The organism is Streptococcus sp. A11 (genome assembly GCF_043674225.1).
Taxonomy (GTDB): domain Bacteria; phylum Bacillota; class Bacilli; order Lactobacillales; family Streptococcaceae; genus Streptococcus; species Streptococcus suis_V.
Genome location: NZ_JBIMJS010000019.1, coordinates 1 through 16,470 on the forward strand (window position 1 = coordinate 1; position 16,470 = coordinate 16,470).

Genomic DNA, 16,470 nt, shown 5'->3' on the forward strand with positions numbered 1-16,470 from the left:
AGCTCCTAGTAAAGCTTAACAAATGGATAACTTCAAAATCACCTTTTTGGTCTCACATCATTGACAAAGGTACATTTTTTGAAGTGTGATATAATGGGGTATATTTTATGCTGGATAGGATGCTTGCCTATTTATAGCTGATTTTGAAAGGAACTGAACCCGGCCTAAATGCTGTGTCAAAAAGATAAAATAGCTAGTCACCAGGGTGGCTGCACCATCTCCCTATTTTGAATGTGCATTTTACGGCCTTGGTATCTTAAATTATGCAAGAAAATATTGTGATTCATGGGGCGCGTGCCCATAATTTGAAAAATATTGATGTGACCATTCCGCGTGAGAAGTTGGTGGTGGTGACTGGTTTGTCGGGGTCTGGTAAGTCGAGTTTGGCTTTCGATACTCTGTATGCCGAAGGCCAACGGCGCTATGTAGAGTCTTTGTCTGCCTATGCTCGTCAATTCTTGGGCAACATGGACAAGCCAGATGTGGATTCCATAGAGGGTCTCAGCCCTGCTATTTCCATTGACCAGAAAACAACCTCGCGTAACCCACGATCGACAGTCGGAACGGCAACAGAAATCAATGACTATCTCCGATTGCTTTATGCTCGGGTAGGGGTGCCTTACTGTATCAATGGGCACGGGGCCATTGCGGCTTCTTCGGTGGAGCAGATTGTCGATGAGGTTTTGGAATTGCCAGAACGCCAACGTTTGCAGATTCTAGCACCGATTGTTCGCAAGAAAAAGGGTCAACACAAGACCATTTTTGAGAAGGTGCAGAAGGATGGCTATGTGCGGGTCCGTGTCAATGGGGATGTCTATGATGTGTCTGAAGTGCCTGAATTGTCCAAGAGCAAGGCTCATAATATTGAGGTCGTGGTCGATCGAATTGTCATCAAGGAGGGCATTCGTTCTCGCTTGTTTGATTCGATTGAGGCTGCTCTTCGAATTGCGGACGGTTATGTCATCATTGACACCATGGATGAGAAGGAAATGCTTTTCTCTGAGTACTATGCCTGCCCAGTTTGTGGTTTTACAGTGCCCGAGTTGGAGCCTCGTCTTTTCTCTTTCAATGCTCCTTTTGGATCTTGTAGCGATTGTGACGGTTTGGGCATGAAGCTGGAAGTGGATACGGATTTGATTGTCCCAGATGCCAGCAAGACCCTGCGTGACGGTGCCTTGGCTCCTTGGAATCCTATTTCTTCCAACTACTATCCTCAGATGTTGGAGCAGGCCATGAACCACTTTGGTGTGGATATGGACAAGCCTTTCGAGGAATTGACGGAAGAGGAGAAGAACCTGATTTTCAATGGATCGGATGGTAAAGAATTCCATTTCCATTATGAAAATGAGTTTGGTGGGGTGCGTGATATCGATATTCCCTTTGAAGGCTTGATTACCAATATCAATCGCCGCTACCGTGAAACCAACAGTGACTATACGCGGACGGTTATGAAGGCCTATATGAATGAATTGACCTGTGGAACCTGTCACGGCTATCGCCTCAATGACCAAGCCCTGTCTGTCAAAGTCGGTGGCGAACAGGGACTGCATATCGGGCAGTTATCTGACTTGTCCGTAGCGGATCATTTGCAAGTCATTGAAAATCTGACCTTGTCTGAAAATGAAGCGACGATTGCGACACCAATTGTCAAGGAAATCAAGGATCGCCTGTCCTTCCTAAATAACGTAGGCTTGAATTACCTGACCCTTTCGCGAGCAGCGGGTACGCTCTCTGGTGGTGAAAGCCAGCGGATTCGTTTGGCGACCCAGATTGGGTCCAACCTGTCAGGTGTCCTCTATATTCTGGATGAGCCGTCGATTGGTCTGCACCAGCGGGACAATGACCGCCTGATTGCTAGTCTTAAGAAAATGCGTGATTTGGGAAATACCTTGATTGTGGTGGAGCATGACGAAGACACCATGCGGGAGGCGGATTGGCTGATTGATATCGGTCCAGGTGCGGGTGTGTTTGGCGGAGAAATCGTGGCCTCTGGAACGCCTGCCCAAGTAGCAAAAAACAAGAAATCCATTACAGGCCAGTACCTGTCTGGCAAACGTGAAATTCCAGTTCCTTTGGAACGTCGTGTTGGTAATGGTCGTTTCCTAGAGGTGACAGGTGCCAAGGAGAACAACCTGCAAGACGTGACGGTTCGTTTCCCACTTGGGAAATTTGTGGCGGTGACAGGGGTGTCTGGCTCTGGTAAATCAACCCTGGTCAATTCCATTTTGAAAAAAGCTATTGCCCAGAAGCTCAATCGCAATTCGGACAAGCCAGGCAAGTTCAAGTCCATTTCAGGAATAGAACACTTGGATCGCTTGATTGATATTGACCAAAGTCCGATTGGACGGACACCGCGTTCCAACCCAGCTACCTACACAGGTGTCTTCGATGATATTCGGGATTTGTTTGCCCAGACCAATGAAGCCAAAATTCGTGGTTACAAGAAGGGACGGTTCTCCTTTAACGTCAAAGGTGGTCGTTGTGAAGCCTGCTCTGGTGACGGGATTATCAAGATTGAAATGCATTTCTTGCCAGATGTCTTTGTTCCTTGCGGAGTCTGTCATGGACACCGTTACAATTCTGAAACCTTGGAAGTACACTACAAGGAGAAAAATATCGCCCAGGTCCTTGATATGACGGTCAATGATGCGGTCGAGTTCTTCAAACACATTCCGAAGATTGAGCGCAAACTCCGTACCATTCAAGATGTGGGCTTGGGCTACGTTACTCTAGGTCAGCCAGCAACCACCCTATCTGGTGGGGAAGCCCAGCGGATGAAATTGGCATCTGAGCTTCACAAGCGATCAACTGGTAAATCTCTCTATATTCTGGATGAGCCAACGACTGGCTTGCATACCGAGGATATTGCTCAATTGTTAAAGGTTTTAGCTCGTTTTGTTGATGATGGCAATACCGTGCTGGTCATCGAACACAATCTGGATGTTATCAAGACAGCTGACCACATTATCGACATGGGGCCAGAAGGCGGTGTCGGCGGTGGTACCGTTGTTGCGACAGGGACACCAGAAGAAGTAGCAGCTAACCCAGCCAGCTTTACAGGCCAGTATTTGAAGAGTAAGTTGAGATAATACATAGAAAAAAGAGCTGATTGGCTCTTTTTTACTCTTCTTTATCCATGTTTTGCAGGGCATAGTTACAGGCCTGAATGACAAAACTGGAAAAACTAACTTCTTTTTTGACAATAGCCTCCTCAATTTTATCAACTAACTCGGATGGAAATCGAATTGTTTTGATTTCAGTCTCTTTTTTATCAGATTTTAATTTAAAAGCCATATCACCCTCCATACTATTAGTGTATAGAGAAAACGAAGGATAATAAATGTTACAAATTGTATTACAAAATGTATTGTAAAGTTGGTATTTATATAGTAAAATATGGATAAGAAAAAGCAAAGGAGTTTATTATGTTGAAGAAAATGCTATTTTTGTTGACAACACTTTTAGCAAGTTTTATGTTGACTGCCTGTGGAGAAAGCAGTGAAAATGTTGATACCAATAAGATTGCTATTCCTGTGAGTGCGAATCCAGAAGATACGGATTTCCAGTCTGTGAAAAAGCAGTTAGAGGATGCTGGTTTTGAAAATGTAACCACTCAGAAAATTGATGATCTAACATTTGGTATTTTTACAAAAGATGGTGAGATTGAAAAAATTACTGTCAAGGGTGAGGAGGTTTTTTCAAAGGGAGATTTATTCGAGAAAGATGTTCCTATTACCATCCACTATCATACATTTAAAGAATATGATAACGAAACTGAGGAAAGTAGCAGTGAACCTGTAGAGACCAGTGAAAGTTCATCCAATGCTAGTACAACCCCAAGTTCCTCTGTGGAAGAAGTAACTGAGCCTGTTAAGGAAGAAGTTATTACGGTTGATAATCCAGATTTTGCTTATGTCACCTCGAATTACGACGAGAATAAGGCTAAAGAATTTGTAGAAAAGTATAAGGGACAAATTGTCGAATTTGATGGTCATGTTGCCTATACCGCACCCTATGGAAATTATGATACACGCTTTGATTTCTTGTTGGAGACTGGCGATTGGATAGACGAAAATACATCAAATTATACGGGGATTCCGATGAAGTTTGAGAATGTGAACTTCTATGATTTGAATTTTACAGATGATACGGACAGTGTTCCTTTAGGTACAAATTTACATATCAAAGCTAGAATTGTTGGTGCTGCAAAGTTAGGTCAATTGATTTTCTTAGAACCAGTTGAATTACGTTCGCGTTAAGTGATGGCTACTGTCTTTTTGACGGTAGTTTTTCTTATCTGCATTTTTCTGCTATAATAATCCTATATAATTTTCGGAGGTGGATCATGCAAGCGCGTGTTGAAAAATTTGTTGCGAAATTAGCTCAATCAGAGGTTGACGGAATCTTAGTGACAGGGCAAAATAATATTTATTATTTAACTGGTTTTTGGGGGACCGAGGCGACTGTCTTCATCAGTGGCAAGCGTCGCTTGTTTGTGACTGATTCGCGTTATACCTTGATAGCTAAGGCATCAGTTAAAGGTTTTGATATTATCGAGAGCCGTTTTGCCCTTGAAGAGATTGCAAAGGTGATTAAGGAAGATGGGCTTGAAACCATTGGTTTTGACAGCCAGGTGACCTATGGTTTCTATCAAAGTCTGACCAGCATTTTTGAGGGTTATCAACTGGCTGCTATGTCAAACTTTATCGAAGACTTGCGCATGATTAAGGATGAGAAAGAAATTGCGACCATTCGCCGTGCATGTCAAATTTCGGATCAGGCTTTTATTGATGTTCTTGACTTTATCAAACCAGGTCAGACGACTGAGATGGACATCAATCATTTTCTTGACCACCGCATGCGTCAACTAGGTGCCGAAGGGGCATCATTTGAGTTTATCGTGGCATCTGGCTACCGCTCTGCTATGCCTCATGGAAGAGCATCTGAAAAGGTAATTCAATCTGGTGAGACCTTAACGCTGGATTTTGGTTGCTATTACCAGCATTATGTCAGCGATATGACGCGGACCATCCATATCGGTCATGTGACAGATCAAGAGCGTGAGATTTATGATGTGGTCTTGCGGGCCAATAAGGCTTTGATTGAGCAGGCCAAAGAAGGTGTCACCTATCGTGAGTTTGACGCTATTCCTCGTGAGATTATCAATGCGGCTGGTTATGGAGCCAACTTCACGCACGGGATTGGGCACGGGATTGGTTTGGACATTCACGAATATCCTTACTTTGGAAAATCTGACGAGCCAATCAAGGCTGGTATGGTCTTGACTGATGAGCCGGGTATTTATCTTGATGGCAAATATGGTGTCCGTATCGAAGATGACCTACTGATTACGGACACGGGTTGTAAGGTGTTGACTTTGGCACCCAAAGAATTGATTGTCATTTGAGAAATCTGTCAGTTTGTGGTAAAATAAAACGAATAAATAAAATTTTAAGAGGTAGTCATTACAATGATTGAAGCAAGTAAACTTAGAGCAGGTATGACCTTCGAAGCGGAAGGTAAGTTGATTAAGGTTTTGGATGCAAGTCACCACAAACCAGGTAAGGGGAACACGATCATGCGTATGAAATTGCGTGATGTGCGTACAGGTTCAACTTTTGACACGACCTACCGTCCAGATGAGAAATTTGAACAAGCTATCATCGAAACCGTCCCAGCTCAATACCTTTACCAAATGGATGACACAGCTTACTTCATGAATACGGAAACCTACGACCAGTATGAAATTCCAGTAGCAACTATTCAAGAAGAATTGCTTTATATTTTGGAAAACTCAGATGTGAAAATCCAATTCTACGGAACAGAAGTAATCGGTGTGACCGTGCCAACAACTGTTGAACTGGTCGTTGCTGAAACACAACCATCTATCAAAGGTGCGACTGTAACAGGTTCTGGTAAGCCAGCGACAATGGAAACAGGCCTTGTGGTCAACGTGCCGGACTTTATCGAAGCGGGTCAAAAACTTGTTATCAACACAGCAGAGGGAACTTACGTATCACGCGCTTAATTGCCCCTCTTAGAAAAGGAGAGCCTATGACAACAGAATACCAAGGCGAAATCGTTATTGCACCACGCGTTCTTGAAGTAATTACAGGCATTGCAGCAGCAAAAGTTGAGGGGGTCCATTCTCTTCAAAACAAGCGGGTTGCAGATAGCCTGTCAAAATCATCTCTCAACAAGGGTGTCTACCTTCATACAGATGAGGAAGGGCAAGTGACGGCTGATATTTACGTTTACCTGGAGTATGGCGTCAATGTCCCTGCTGTATCAATGGATATCCAGCGAGCTGTCAAGACTGCTGTCTTTAACTATGCAGAGGTGGAGTTGGCTGCGGTTAATATCCACGTCAACGGCATCGTTCCAGATAAGACACCAAAACCAGCCCTGAAAGACTTGTTCGGAGAGGATTTCCTCGATGAAGAATAATAGACATGCCCTGCGGAAGTGCGCTTTGCAGGCGATTGTATCCCTAGAATTTGGCCAAGAGCCTGTCCAGGCTGCTCAATTTTCTTACCTCTATGACCGTGAGGAAGAGACAGAAGGTGTGGAAATTCCTCTCTTTCTCCTCAACTTGGTTAATGGTGTGGCAGCCTATCGAGAAGAATTGGACAAGGAATTGTCTAGCAAGCTCAAGTCTGGCTGGACCCTGGACCGTTTGACCCTGATTGATAAAAATATCATGCGCCTGGGTCTCTTTGAAATCAAACATTTTGAGGAAACACCAGCCCGCGTCGCAGTCAATGAGGCCATCGAGCTAGCCAAGGAATTTTCAGACGAGTCATCCGCTAAATTCGTAAACGGCGTATTAAGCCAATTTATCCAAGAAGAAGCCTAACCAGGTTTCTTTTTTCGTTTCTTTTTGAGTTGGGAAAGGGAGATTACTCTCAGAAAGAATTCAGCCCCCCTGACTTAATAAACGCTCAGTTTTGGAAGGATACCATGAAATGTTCAGAGTTAACTAGTTTGGCTGTTTATGGGATGATACAGGAGAAGTAGAATTTGACAAAAAAGACAAGCATTACACAATACTTGTCTTATATACTAGCTCCGGCGGATAGGCTGACTGGCAAAATGTAGTTCCGTTTATCCAGTTCCTTGCCTTCGATTTTATCAATCAACAAATCCACCATCAATTTGGCGATGTCAGCCAATGGCTGCTTAACGGTTGTCAGCTGCGGGTAATAATTTTCAATGAAATAGGTCCCATCGTAGCCAATCAATTTGAGGTCTTGCGGAATAGTCAAATTGAGCGATTGGGCAACGTTCCAGACCAGCATAGCTGTCAAATCGTCTGACACAAAGATGCCGTCGGGGGCGTGCTTTTCCAGAATGGACTTGATTTCCATTTCCTTGCGAATAGGTGTAAAGTCGCTGGCAACGTGATAGACGGTTTCATCTGGTAAGACGGAGAGGAAACCAGACCGACGCAGACCAGTAGGGGAGTCGGAATTATCATTCCCCGAAATCATGATAGGTCGTTTGCAGCCTGCCTTTTTCAGGGTTTGGGCCGCCAAGACTCCTCCTCCGTGGTTATCAGAAGAGACAACGGGAATAGTAGGAGAGAGGTTGCGGTCAAAGGCAATAATTGGGGCGGAAACCCGGTCATAGTCCTTGATGCCCAGGTTGTGACTGCCCGAGATGATACCGTCAACCTGATTGGCTGCTAACATCTCTAGATACTCTCTTTCCTTGTCCGATTCATGCTGGCTGTTGCAAATAATAGTCTTATAACCTCGGTTGAAGAGTTGGCTTTCCAGGTGTCCAATCAGCTCGGCATAGAAAATATTATTGATAGTAGGGAAGATGAGTCCGACCAGCTTGGCCGATTTTCCCTGCAAGCTCCTCGCCAAATTGTTGGGCTTGTAACCCAATTCCCGCATGGCATCCTGCACTTTTTTGACAGTTTTTTCTGACAAGTAGCCTTTTTTATTGATGACGCGGGACACGGTTGTGGGACTGACACCGGCTAGGGCAGCAACATCAGTTAGTTTTGCGACCATAATCTAAATGGTAGTAAGTTCCGGTTGGGTTGCCACTGGTAATGGCAATGCCATTTTGATCAGCATCAGGGAAGACGCGACCAGAAAATACTTTTTCTCCTTTATTGATGAAAATTTCAAAGACAGACTTGTCTATGAAAATATTGGCAGTCAAAGCTCCAGACTCAATGTCACAAGTTCTGCTTGTTCCATATTCAAGGGCAAAGGGCTGACCACAATGTTCGCGGTCCAAGCTAATCTGTCCCTTTTCTGTATCAACTGTCAGCACCAAGCCTTTTTGGTCTGCATTGGCAAAGAGGACGATTTCATGCTTGCCATTGGCAGCAAAGTCCAGCTCCAATTCGTAGACATTGTTGGTTTCTTTTTTCGCTGAAAATGGCTGTGCTTCTTGACGAAGGCTTGTGATGGCTTCAACAGGGTACTGGTAAAGTTTACCGTCCTTGATAGACAATTCTTTGACTAAGGACAAGCAACCTTGATAATCATAAGCATCGGTTGGGTATTCCATATCTGGAAGAGCCAACCAGCTTACTGACAAGGCACGACCGTCTGGAGCATTAAAAGCTTGAGTTGCATAACACTCAAAACCATAGTCTAAATTAATTAATTCGCTCGGATTTACAATAGCTGCTGTTTCAGGATCGAAACTTTGGCCAATTTTGTACATGTTTGGATAGATATTGTCATAGTCCAATACCTCTTTGTCTAAGCCTTGTGGACAGTAGAGGAGAATTGGTTGTTCGCCAACGAAAGCGATATTCGGGCATTCCATCATATAAGCGGTCATATCATTGGCAAAATCTAGGTTACCAACATAGGTCCAATTGAGGTAGTCGTTGTTTTCAGCCTTGTAGAGCTTAACAATCCCCTTCAAATCCAGGTTTTGTCCACCGACGATGGCGTAATACTGTCCCTTGTAGTTGAAAATCTGTGGGTCACGGAAATGGTCTGTCGTGTCCTCTGGCTGCTCAATCAAGACTTTGTCAATCTTTTCAATCTTGCCATCCTTGTCCATGAGGGCACCAATCTGATAGGTGTGGCGTTGCCAATTTTCATCGCGGACATTTCCTGTGTAAAAGAGGAAGAGTTTGTCATCAAACTGCATGGCAGAGCCAGAGTAGGCACCATGGCTATCCAGTGGCGTATCCGGATAAATAACTGTTCCCGTTTCTTCAAAGTGAACTAAATCAGTTGATTCGGTATGAACCCAAGATTTCAAGCCGTGGGCAGCACCGAATGGGAAGTACTGGTAGAAGAGAGTCCATTTTCCATTAAAATAGGAAAAGCCATTAGGGTCGTTTAAAAGACCGTGCGGTGTTTCGATGTGGAAGTTGGTTCTCCAAGGGGAACTCTCTGTATTCTTTTTGATTTTTTCAATGTATTCTGGCGACCAGTCAGCATAAGCTCGGTAGCGCTCTTCAGTTGTAAAAGCCATTTGTCTACTCCATATCTTCTAATTATTCATTTAATATAGTAAACGTTTTCTTGAAAAAAATCAAGTTTTTACTGTGATTCTTGGAATTTTTTAAAAAAATCTGCAAAACGTTTGACATATTCATAAAAACCATATATAATAAAAATATCGAAAGAGTGAAAACACTTTCAATAATAAAAAATATACAAAAAGGAGATTTTTGTAAATGGATTATAAAAAAGTTTCTGCCGAAGTGATCGAAGCGGTTGGGAAAGATAATCTAGTTGCGGCAGCACACTGTGCTACTCGTCTTCGTTTGGTTCTGAAGGATGAATCCAAAGTGAACCAAAAAGCCCTCGATGATAATACAGATGTCAAAGGGACATTCAGTACGAATGGTCAGTATCAAGTTATCATCGGACCTGGTGATGTAAACTTTGTATATGCAGAGCTCATCAAGGCTACAGGCTTAAAAGAAGTTTCAACAGATGATTTGAAACAGATTGCAGCGCAAGATAAGAAGTTCAATCCATTGATGGACTTAATCAAGCTCTTGTCAGATATCTTTGTGCCAATCATTCCGGCTCTCGTTGCTGGTGGTCTATTGATGGCGCTTCGTAACTTCTTGACTTCGCCAGATTTATTTGGTCCAAAATCAATTGAGGAAATGTATCCTGCTATCCAAGGCATTTCTGCGATGATTCAATTGATGTCAGCAGCTCCATTCATGTTCTTGCCAGTCCTTGTAGGTATCTCCGCTGCGAAACGCTTTGGTGCAAACCAATTCCTCGGTGCGGCTATTGGTATGATCATGACCACTCCAGATTTGGGTGGTAAAGAAGCTTTTTGGGATATTTTTGGTTTCCAAGTAGCTCAAACAAACTATGCATATCAGGTTATTCCAGTTCTTGCAGCAGTTTGGCTTCTTGCGACGCTTGAAAAATTCTTCCACAAGAAGTTGCCATCAGCAGTTGACTTTACATTCACACCATTATTGTCAGTAATGATTACAGGTTTCTTGACATTTACATTCATCGGTCCTGTGATGTTGACTGTATCTGATGCGATTACTAACGCAATTGTTTGGTTGTACGATACTACTGGTGCGTTGGGTATGAGTATCTTTGGTGGTACTTACTCATTGATCGTAATGACTGGTCTTCACCAATCATTCCCAGCCATCGAGACACAACTTTTGTCTGCTTACAACAATAATGGTACAGGATACGGAGACTACATCTTTGTAGTTGCTTCAATGGCTAACGTTGCACAAGGTGCTGCAACTCTTGCTATTTATTTCTTGACAAAAAATGCAAAAACAAAAGGTTTGTCCGGTTCAGCAGCAGTTTCTGCCTTCCTTGGAATTACAGAACCTGCCCTCTTCGGGGTTAACTTGAAGTACAGATTCCCATTCTTCTGTGCTCTTGCTGGTTCGGCTATCGGTGCCCTCTTTGCAGGTTTGACTCATGTTATCGCTGTATCTCTTGGGGCAGCAGGTTTTATTGGCTTCCTCTCAATCAAAGCATCTTCTATCCCAATGTATGTAGTTGCTGAGTTGATTGCTTTTGCTGCAGCCTTTGCCTTTACTTACGTTTATGGTAAGACAAAAGCATCAGCAGTTTTCGCTGATGAAGCAGCAACAGCTGCTGCGGCAGCAGTGACAGCGTCTGTAGTTGAAACTTCAGAAAAAGTTGAAGAAACTGCAGAAATCTCTACTGCACAAGAAACTCTTGTATCTCCACTTTCAGGTGACGTTGTTGCTCTTGAAAATGTTAATGACGCAGTCTTCTCTTCTGGAGCTATGGGTAAAGGTTTGGCAGTTAAGCCAATTGAAGGTGTTGTTTATGCACCAGCAGATGCTGAAGTAACCATCGCTTTTGAAACAGGTCATGCATACGGTTTGAAAACAGCTTCTGGCGCCGAAATCTTGATCCACATCGGTATTGATACAGTATCAATGAATGGTAACGGATTTGAGAAATTGGTTGCAGCTGGCGACAAGGTGAAAGCTGGTACGCCACTTGCCAAATTCGATGCAGCTAAGATTGCTGAAGCAGGTCTTGATGATACAACTATGATCATCGTGACAAACACAGCAGACTTCACAGAAGTTTCACCACTTGCTGAGGGTACAATCGCTCATGGTGCGGACTTCTTGAAAGTTGTTAAATAATCCGAAAAATAAGCACAGAAAAAGGCGGTAAGCCTTTTTCTTCTATTTCTATCTATGGTATAATGAAAAAAACAAAAAGGGAGAAAATTCATGACAAAATTATACGGAAGCTTGGAAGCTGGTGGTACAAAGTTTGTTTGTGCGGTCGGTGATGAAGATTTCCAAGTCATTGAAAAGACACAGTTTCCGACAACAACGCCCTATGAAACCATTGAGCGTACGGTAGAATTTTTCAAACGCTACGAAGATCGTTTGGCTGGGATTGCTATTGGTTCGTTTGGTCCGATTGATATTGACCAAAACTCACAAACCTATGGCTATATCACTTCAACACCAAAACCTCATTGGTCAAATATTGACTTGCTGGGCTTGATTGCAAAAGAATTCAACATTCCTTTCTACTTTACGACAGATGTAAACTCTTCTGCTTTTGGTGAGACCTTGGTGCGCAAGGGTGTGAAGAGCCTGGTTTATTATACGATTGGTACAGGTATCGGTGCTGGGGCTATTCAAAATGGTGAGTTTATCGGCGGTCTCGGCCATACCGAAGCAGGCCATACTTACGTTGCACTCCACCCTTACGATGTAAAAAATGAATTCAACGGCGTTTGTCCTTTCCACAATGGCTGTTTGGAAGGTCTGGCAGCTGGTCCTTCCTTGGAAGGTCGTACAGGCATCCGCGGTGAGTTAATTGAACTTAATTCCGATGTTTGGGATGTTCAGGCTTACTACATCGCTCAAGCAGCTGTTCAGGCAACTCTGCTATATCGTCCACAAGTCATTGTATTTGGTGGAGGTGTGATGGCGCAGGAGCACATGCTTAACCGTGTCCGTGAGAAATTTACAGGCCTCATGAATGACTATCTGCCAACGCCAGATGTCAAGGACTACATCGTGACACCTGCTGTTGCGGAAAATGGTTCTGCGACACTCGGAAACTTTGCTTTAGCCAAAAAAGTAGCTGAAAAATAAGTCTGACATAAGAGAGAAGCTTGGCTCTGCCAGGCTTTTCTGTGGCTCTTCATTGGCGTTTATTGAGAAATTTGATAAGATAGGGCTAGAAGAATTGAGAAGGAGACTATTATGGCACAACCATTATTTTTAAACTCCGTCATGCAGGAAAAAATCTGGGGTGGGAATCGTTTAGAGACCGAATTCGGTTATGAAATTCCCAGCCAGACGACCGGTGAATTTTGGGCCATTTCGGCCCATCCCAACGGCGTTTCCGTCGTAGTCAATGGCGATTACAAGGGTACTCCCTTGGACAAGTTATATGCTGAGCGTCGTGATTTATTTGGCGACAGTGACAGTCCAGTTTTTCCGCTTTTGACCAAAATTCTGGATGCCAATGATTGGTTGTCTGTTCAGGTTCATCCGGACGATAGCTATGCCTTAGAGCATGAGGGCGAATTGGGAAAGACTGAGTGCTGGTATGTGATTGCGGCGGATGAGGGAGCTGAGATTATCTACGGTCACGAGGCCAAGAGCCGTCAAGAATTGGCCCAGATGATTGAGGACAAGGAGTGGGATAAATTGTTGACCCATGTGCCGGTCAAGACAGGTGACTTTTTCTATGTGCCAAGCGGGACCATGCACGCTATCGGCAAGGGAATTATGATTTTGGAAACCCAGCAGTCCAGCGACACGACCTATCGGGTCTATGATTTTGACCGTAAGGATGATGTTGGCAACCTCCGTGACCTCCATATCCAGCAGTCTATTGATGTCCTGACCATTGGTGAGCCAGCAAGCAGCCACCCCGATACTATTGAAGCTGGGGCGTTGAGGGCCACAACTTATGTCAGCAATGAATTTTTCACGGTTTACAAGTGGGAAATCGAGGATGCGGTCATTTTCAAAAAACAAGCTCCCTACTATCTAGTCAGCGTCCTTGATGGTGTAGGCGAATTGCAGGTTGATGGTCAAGTCTACGAGATTGAAAAAGGAAGCCACTTTATTTTGCCAAGCAATGTGCTGGAATGGGAATTTTCAGGGCAATTGGAAATGATAGTTAGTCATCCATAGAATCTGGAAGGCAGTCCTGCTAAGGGGCTGTTTTCTTTGTGAAAAGCGTGTTTGAGAGTTGTTCCAACCTTGAAAAAAACCAAATCTTGTGCTAGAATATATTATTGAACTATGTCATCTGGCCTGGAATTTTTAGGTTCTTGTCAAATGGTTGTCAGCTATTGATGGATGTAGCTTACCCAAAGACGGAAGGGTATCCTTGTGACAGGTCAGACAAGCAAAATCAAGTTAAGTAGGAAGTACAGAATGGTTAGAAATATGCTCCGCTCCATTATTGAAAATGATAAGGGTGAGCAAAGAAAATTAGAAAAAATGGCGGACAAGGTTTTCTCTTATGCAGATGCCATGGAAGCCTTGACGGATGAGCAGTTGCAGGCCAAGACGCAGGAGTTTAGGGACCGCCTTGCCAAAGGTGAAACCTTGGATGAACTCCTCTATGAAGCCTTTGCCGTTGTTCGTGAGGGTGCGCGTCGTGTCCTGGGTCTCTATCCTTATAAGGTTCAGGTCATGGGTGGTATCGTTCTCCACAATGGTGACGTTCCAGAGATGCGTACTGGTGAAGGGAAGACCTTGACGGCGACCATGCCGGTTTACCTCAACGCCCTGACAGGTGAAGGGGTACATGTAGTAACGGTCAATGAGTACCTTTCTACTCGTGATGCGACTGAGATGGGTGAGCTTTATTCATGGTTGGGTCTGTCGGTTGGGATCAACTTGGCAGCCAAATCACCTTTTGAAAAGCGTGAAGCCTATAACTGCGATATCACATACTCCACCAACTCGGAGATTGGTTTCGACTACCTTCGTGATAACATGGTGGTGCGTGCAGAAGATATGGTACAGCGCCCGCTCAACTATGCCTTGGTCGATGAAGTTGACTCAATCCTGATTGACGAGGCCCGTACACCTTTGATCGTTTCAGGTCCTCAAGGCTCAGAAACCAACCAGCTCTATTTCTTGGCGGATAAGTTGGTCAAATCTTTGGATCGCGACGACTATATCATCGATGTACCGTCTAAAACTATTGGTTTGGCGGATTCAGGGATTGACAAGGCTGAGAAATTCTTCAAGCTGGACAACCTCTATGATATTGAGAACGTGGCTATTACCCACTTCTTGGACAATGCCCTCCGTGCCAACTATATCATGACCTACGATGTTGACTATCTGGTCAATGAAGAGCAGGAAGTCATGATCATCGATCCATTTACAGGTCGTACCATGGAAGGACGTCGCTATTCTGACGGTCTGCACCAGGCTATTGAAGCCAAAGAAGGTGTACCTGTCCAGAATGAATCCAAGACGTCTGCCTCTATCACCTATCAGAACCTCTTCCGTATGTATAAGAAATTGTCTGGTATGACGGGTACTGGTAAGACAGAAGAGGAAGAATTCCGAGAAATTTACAATATTCGCATCATTCCTATTCCAACCAACCGTCCAATTCAACGTATCGACCATGAAGACTTACTCTATCCAAACTTGGAATACAAGTTTAATGCTGTAGTGCGTGATGTCAAAGAACGTTACAAAAAAGGTCAACCAGTTCTTGTCGGTACTGTTGCGGTTGAGACCTCGGACTTGATTTCTCAAAAATTGGTGGCTGCAGGGGTTCCGCACGAGGTTCTTAATGCTAAGAACCACTACCGTGAAGCTCAAATTATCATGAACGCTGGTCAGCGTGGTGCTGTTACTATTGCCACCAACATGGCCGGTCGTGGTACGGATATCAAGTTGGGTCCTGGTGTGCGTGAACTTGGCGGTCTTTGCGTTATCGGTACGGAGCGCCATGAGAGCCGCCGTATCGATAATCAGCTCCGCGGACGTTCCGGTCGTCAAGGGGATCCAGGTGAATCACAATTCTACCTATCCTTGGAAGATGATTTGATGAAACGCTTTGGTTCAGAGCGAATCAAGGCCTTCATGGAGCGGATGAACTTGTCTGAAGAAGAGTCTGTCATCAAGTCTGGCATGTTGACCCGTCAGGTTGAGGCGGCGCAGAAGCGTGTCGAAGGAAACAACTACGATTCTCGTAAACAGGTCCTTCAGTATGATGATGTTATGCGTGAACAGCGCGAGATTATCTACGGCCAACGCCATGATGTGATTACTGCTGAACGCGATTTGGGACCTGAAATTCGCTCTATGATTCAGCGGACAATTGAGCGCCTGATTGACTCCCATAAGAGCTTCAGTCGTGAAGAGGCCTTGGATTCAATTCTCAAATTTGCTCATGCCAATTTGGTTGACGAGGAGAGTTTGCGCCTATCTGATTTGGAAGACCTCAGCTATGGGGAAATTGCAGATGAATTGTACGACAGAGCCATTGCGGTTTATGATTCACAGATTGCCAAATTAAAAGATGAGGACCGTATTCGCGAGTTCCAAAAAGTCTTAATTTTGCGTGTAGTGGATAATAAATGGACAGATCATATCGATGCTCTGGATCAATTACGAAATGCAGTTAGTCTGCGTGGTTATGCTCAGAACAATCCGATTGTCGAGTACCAGTCAGAAGCCTTTACCATGTTCAATGACATGATTGGTTCGATTGAGTTTGATGTGACGCGTTTGATGATGAAGGCTCAGATTCACGACAATATTGAACGTGAACGTGCAGCCCATGAGGCGCATACAACAGCAGTTAAGAATATCATCCCACCAACTCGTGCAGTTCCGAAAGAGGCCTTTGAGGGTGTCGATCGCAATGCACCATGTCCATGTGCTTCAGGGAAGAAATTTAAAAACTGTCACGGAAGACAGTGACAGCTTTTCGAATGGATAAAGAATAAACAGAACAGGAGCGTGGTGGGGCAGGAATGAGTGGCCTCCCCGCT

At 44.2% G+C, this 16,470-nt stretch carries 13 protein-coding genes; 10 read left to right on the forward strand and 3 right to left on the reverse strand.

The genetic code is table 11. The features are described 5' to 3' along the window. Positions 1-263 precede the first annotated feature (263 nt). Positions 264-3,089: an excinuclease ABC subunit UvrA gene (uvrA, locus tag ACHBIF_RS09760; protein WP_394720219.1), complete on the forward strand. Its 2,826-nt coding sequence runs from the start codon at positions 264-266 to the stop codon at positions 3,087-3,089. A 31-nt stretch (positions 3,090-3,120) separates the two neighbouring features. Here uvrA and ACHBIF_RS09765 read toward each other — a convergent pair whose 3' ends face one another. Beyond that, entirely contained in the window at positions 3,121-3,294 is a 174-nt protein-coding gene (locus tag ACHBIF_RS09765) for a YlcI/YnfO family protein (RefSeq protein WP_162840661.1), read from the reverse strand. A 131-nt stretch (positions 3,295-3,425) separates the two neighbouring features. On the opposite strand from ACHBIF_RS09765, the gene ACHBIF_RS09770 reads away from it, so the two are divergent. From ACHBIF_RS09770 to nusB, 5 genes are all read left to right on the forward strand, one after another. Beyond that, positions 3,426-4,259 carry a DUF4839 domain-containing protein gene (locus ACHBIF_RS09770; RefSeq protein WP_105111507.1) on the forward strand — a complete coding sequence of 278 codons (834 nt, stop codon included), beginning with the start codon at positions 3,426-3,428 and terminating at the stop codon, positions 4,257-4,259. An 86-nt stretch (positions 4,260-4,345) separates the two neighbouring features. Next, positions 4,346-5,407 carry a M24 family metallopeptidase gene (locus tag ACHBIF_RS09775; protein ID WP_394720222.1) on the forward strand — a complete coding sequence of 354 codons (1,062 nt, stop codon included), beginning with the start codon at positions 4,346-4,348 and terminating at the stop codon, positions 5,405-5,407. 63 nt (positions 5,408-5,470) lie between these two features. Next, positions 5,471-6,028 (forward strand): elongation factor P, encoded by a 558-nt coding sequence (efp, locus tag ACHBIF_RS09780; protein ID WP_105122500.1) that lies wholly within the window; start codon positions 5,471-5,473, stop codon positions 6,026-6,028. A gap of 26 nt (positions 6,029-6,054) precedes the next feature. After that, a complete protein-coding gene (locus ACHBIF_RS09785) occupies positions 6,055-6,447 on the forward strand; it encodes an Asp23/Gls24 family envelope stress response protein (RefSeq protein ID WP_105111510.1) in 393 nt (130 codons plus the stop codon). Continuing rightward, on the forward strand, positions 6,437-6,856 hold the full coding sequence (nusB, locus tag ACHBIF_RS09790) for a transcription antitermination factor NusB (RefSeq protein WP_394720225.1): 420 nt from the start codon (positions 6,437-6,439) through the stop codon (positions 6,854-6,856). The genes ACHBIF_RS09785 and nusB overlap by 11 nt, the downstream gene beginning before the upstream one ends. A gap of 199 nt (positions 6,857-7,055) precedes the next feature. Here the strand turns inward: nusB and ACHBIF_RS09795 are convergent, their stop codons facing one another. Next, positions 7,056-8,021 (reverse strand): LacI family DNA-binding transcriptional regulator, encoded by a 966-nt coding sequence (locus tag ACHBIF_RS09795; protein WP_394720227.1) that lies wholly within the window; start codon positions 8,019-8,021, stop codon positions 7,056-7,058. Further along, complete coding sequence (locus tag ACHBIF_RS09800) at positions 8,002-9,456, reverse strand: sucrose-6-phosphate hydrolase (protein ID WP_394720229.1); 1,455 nt, start codon at positions 9,454-9,456, stop codon at positions 8,002-8,004. Before ACHBIF_RS09800 ends, ACHBIF_RS09795 begins: the two co-directional genes overlap by 20 nt. Before the next feature lie 205 nt (positions 9,457-9,661). Between ACHBIF_RS09800 and ACHBIF_RS09805 the strand changes: the two genes are divergently transcribed. From ACHBIF_RS09805 to secA, 4 genes are all read left to right on the forward strand, one after another. Continuing rightward, positions 9,662-11,608: a sucrose-specific PTS transporter subunit IIBC gene (locus ACHBIF_RS09805; protein WP_394720231.1), complete on the forward strand. Its 1,947-nt coding sequence runs from the start codon at positions 9,662-9,664 to the stop codon at positions 11,606-11,608. Between the two features lie 90 nt (positions 11,609-11,698). Next, positions 11,699-12,580, forward strand: a complete 882-nt coding sequence (gene scrK, locus ACHBIF_RS09810) for a fructokinase ScrK (RefSeq protein ID WP_105122504.1) — start codon at positions 11,699-11,701, stop codon at positions 12,578-12,580. A 111-nt stretch (positions 12,581-12,691) separates the two neighbouring features. Further along, entirely contained in the window at positions 12,692-13,633 is a 942-nt protein-coding gene (manA, locus tag ACHBIF_RS09815; RefSeq protein ID WP_394720233.1) for a mannose-6-phosphate isomerase, class I, read from the forward strand. Positions 13,634-13,879: 246 nt separating this feature from the next. Continuing rightward, entirely contained in the window at positions 13,880-16,399 is a 2,520-nt protein-coding gene (secA, locus tag ACHBIF_RS09820; protein ID WP_394720235.1) for a preprotein translocase subunit SecA, read from the forward strand. Positions 16,400-16,470 lie beyond the last annotated feature (71 nt).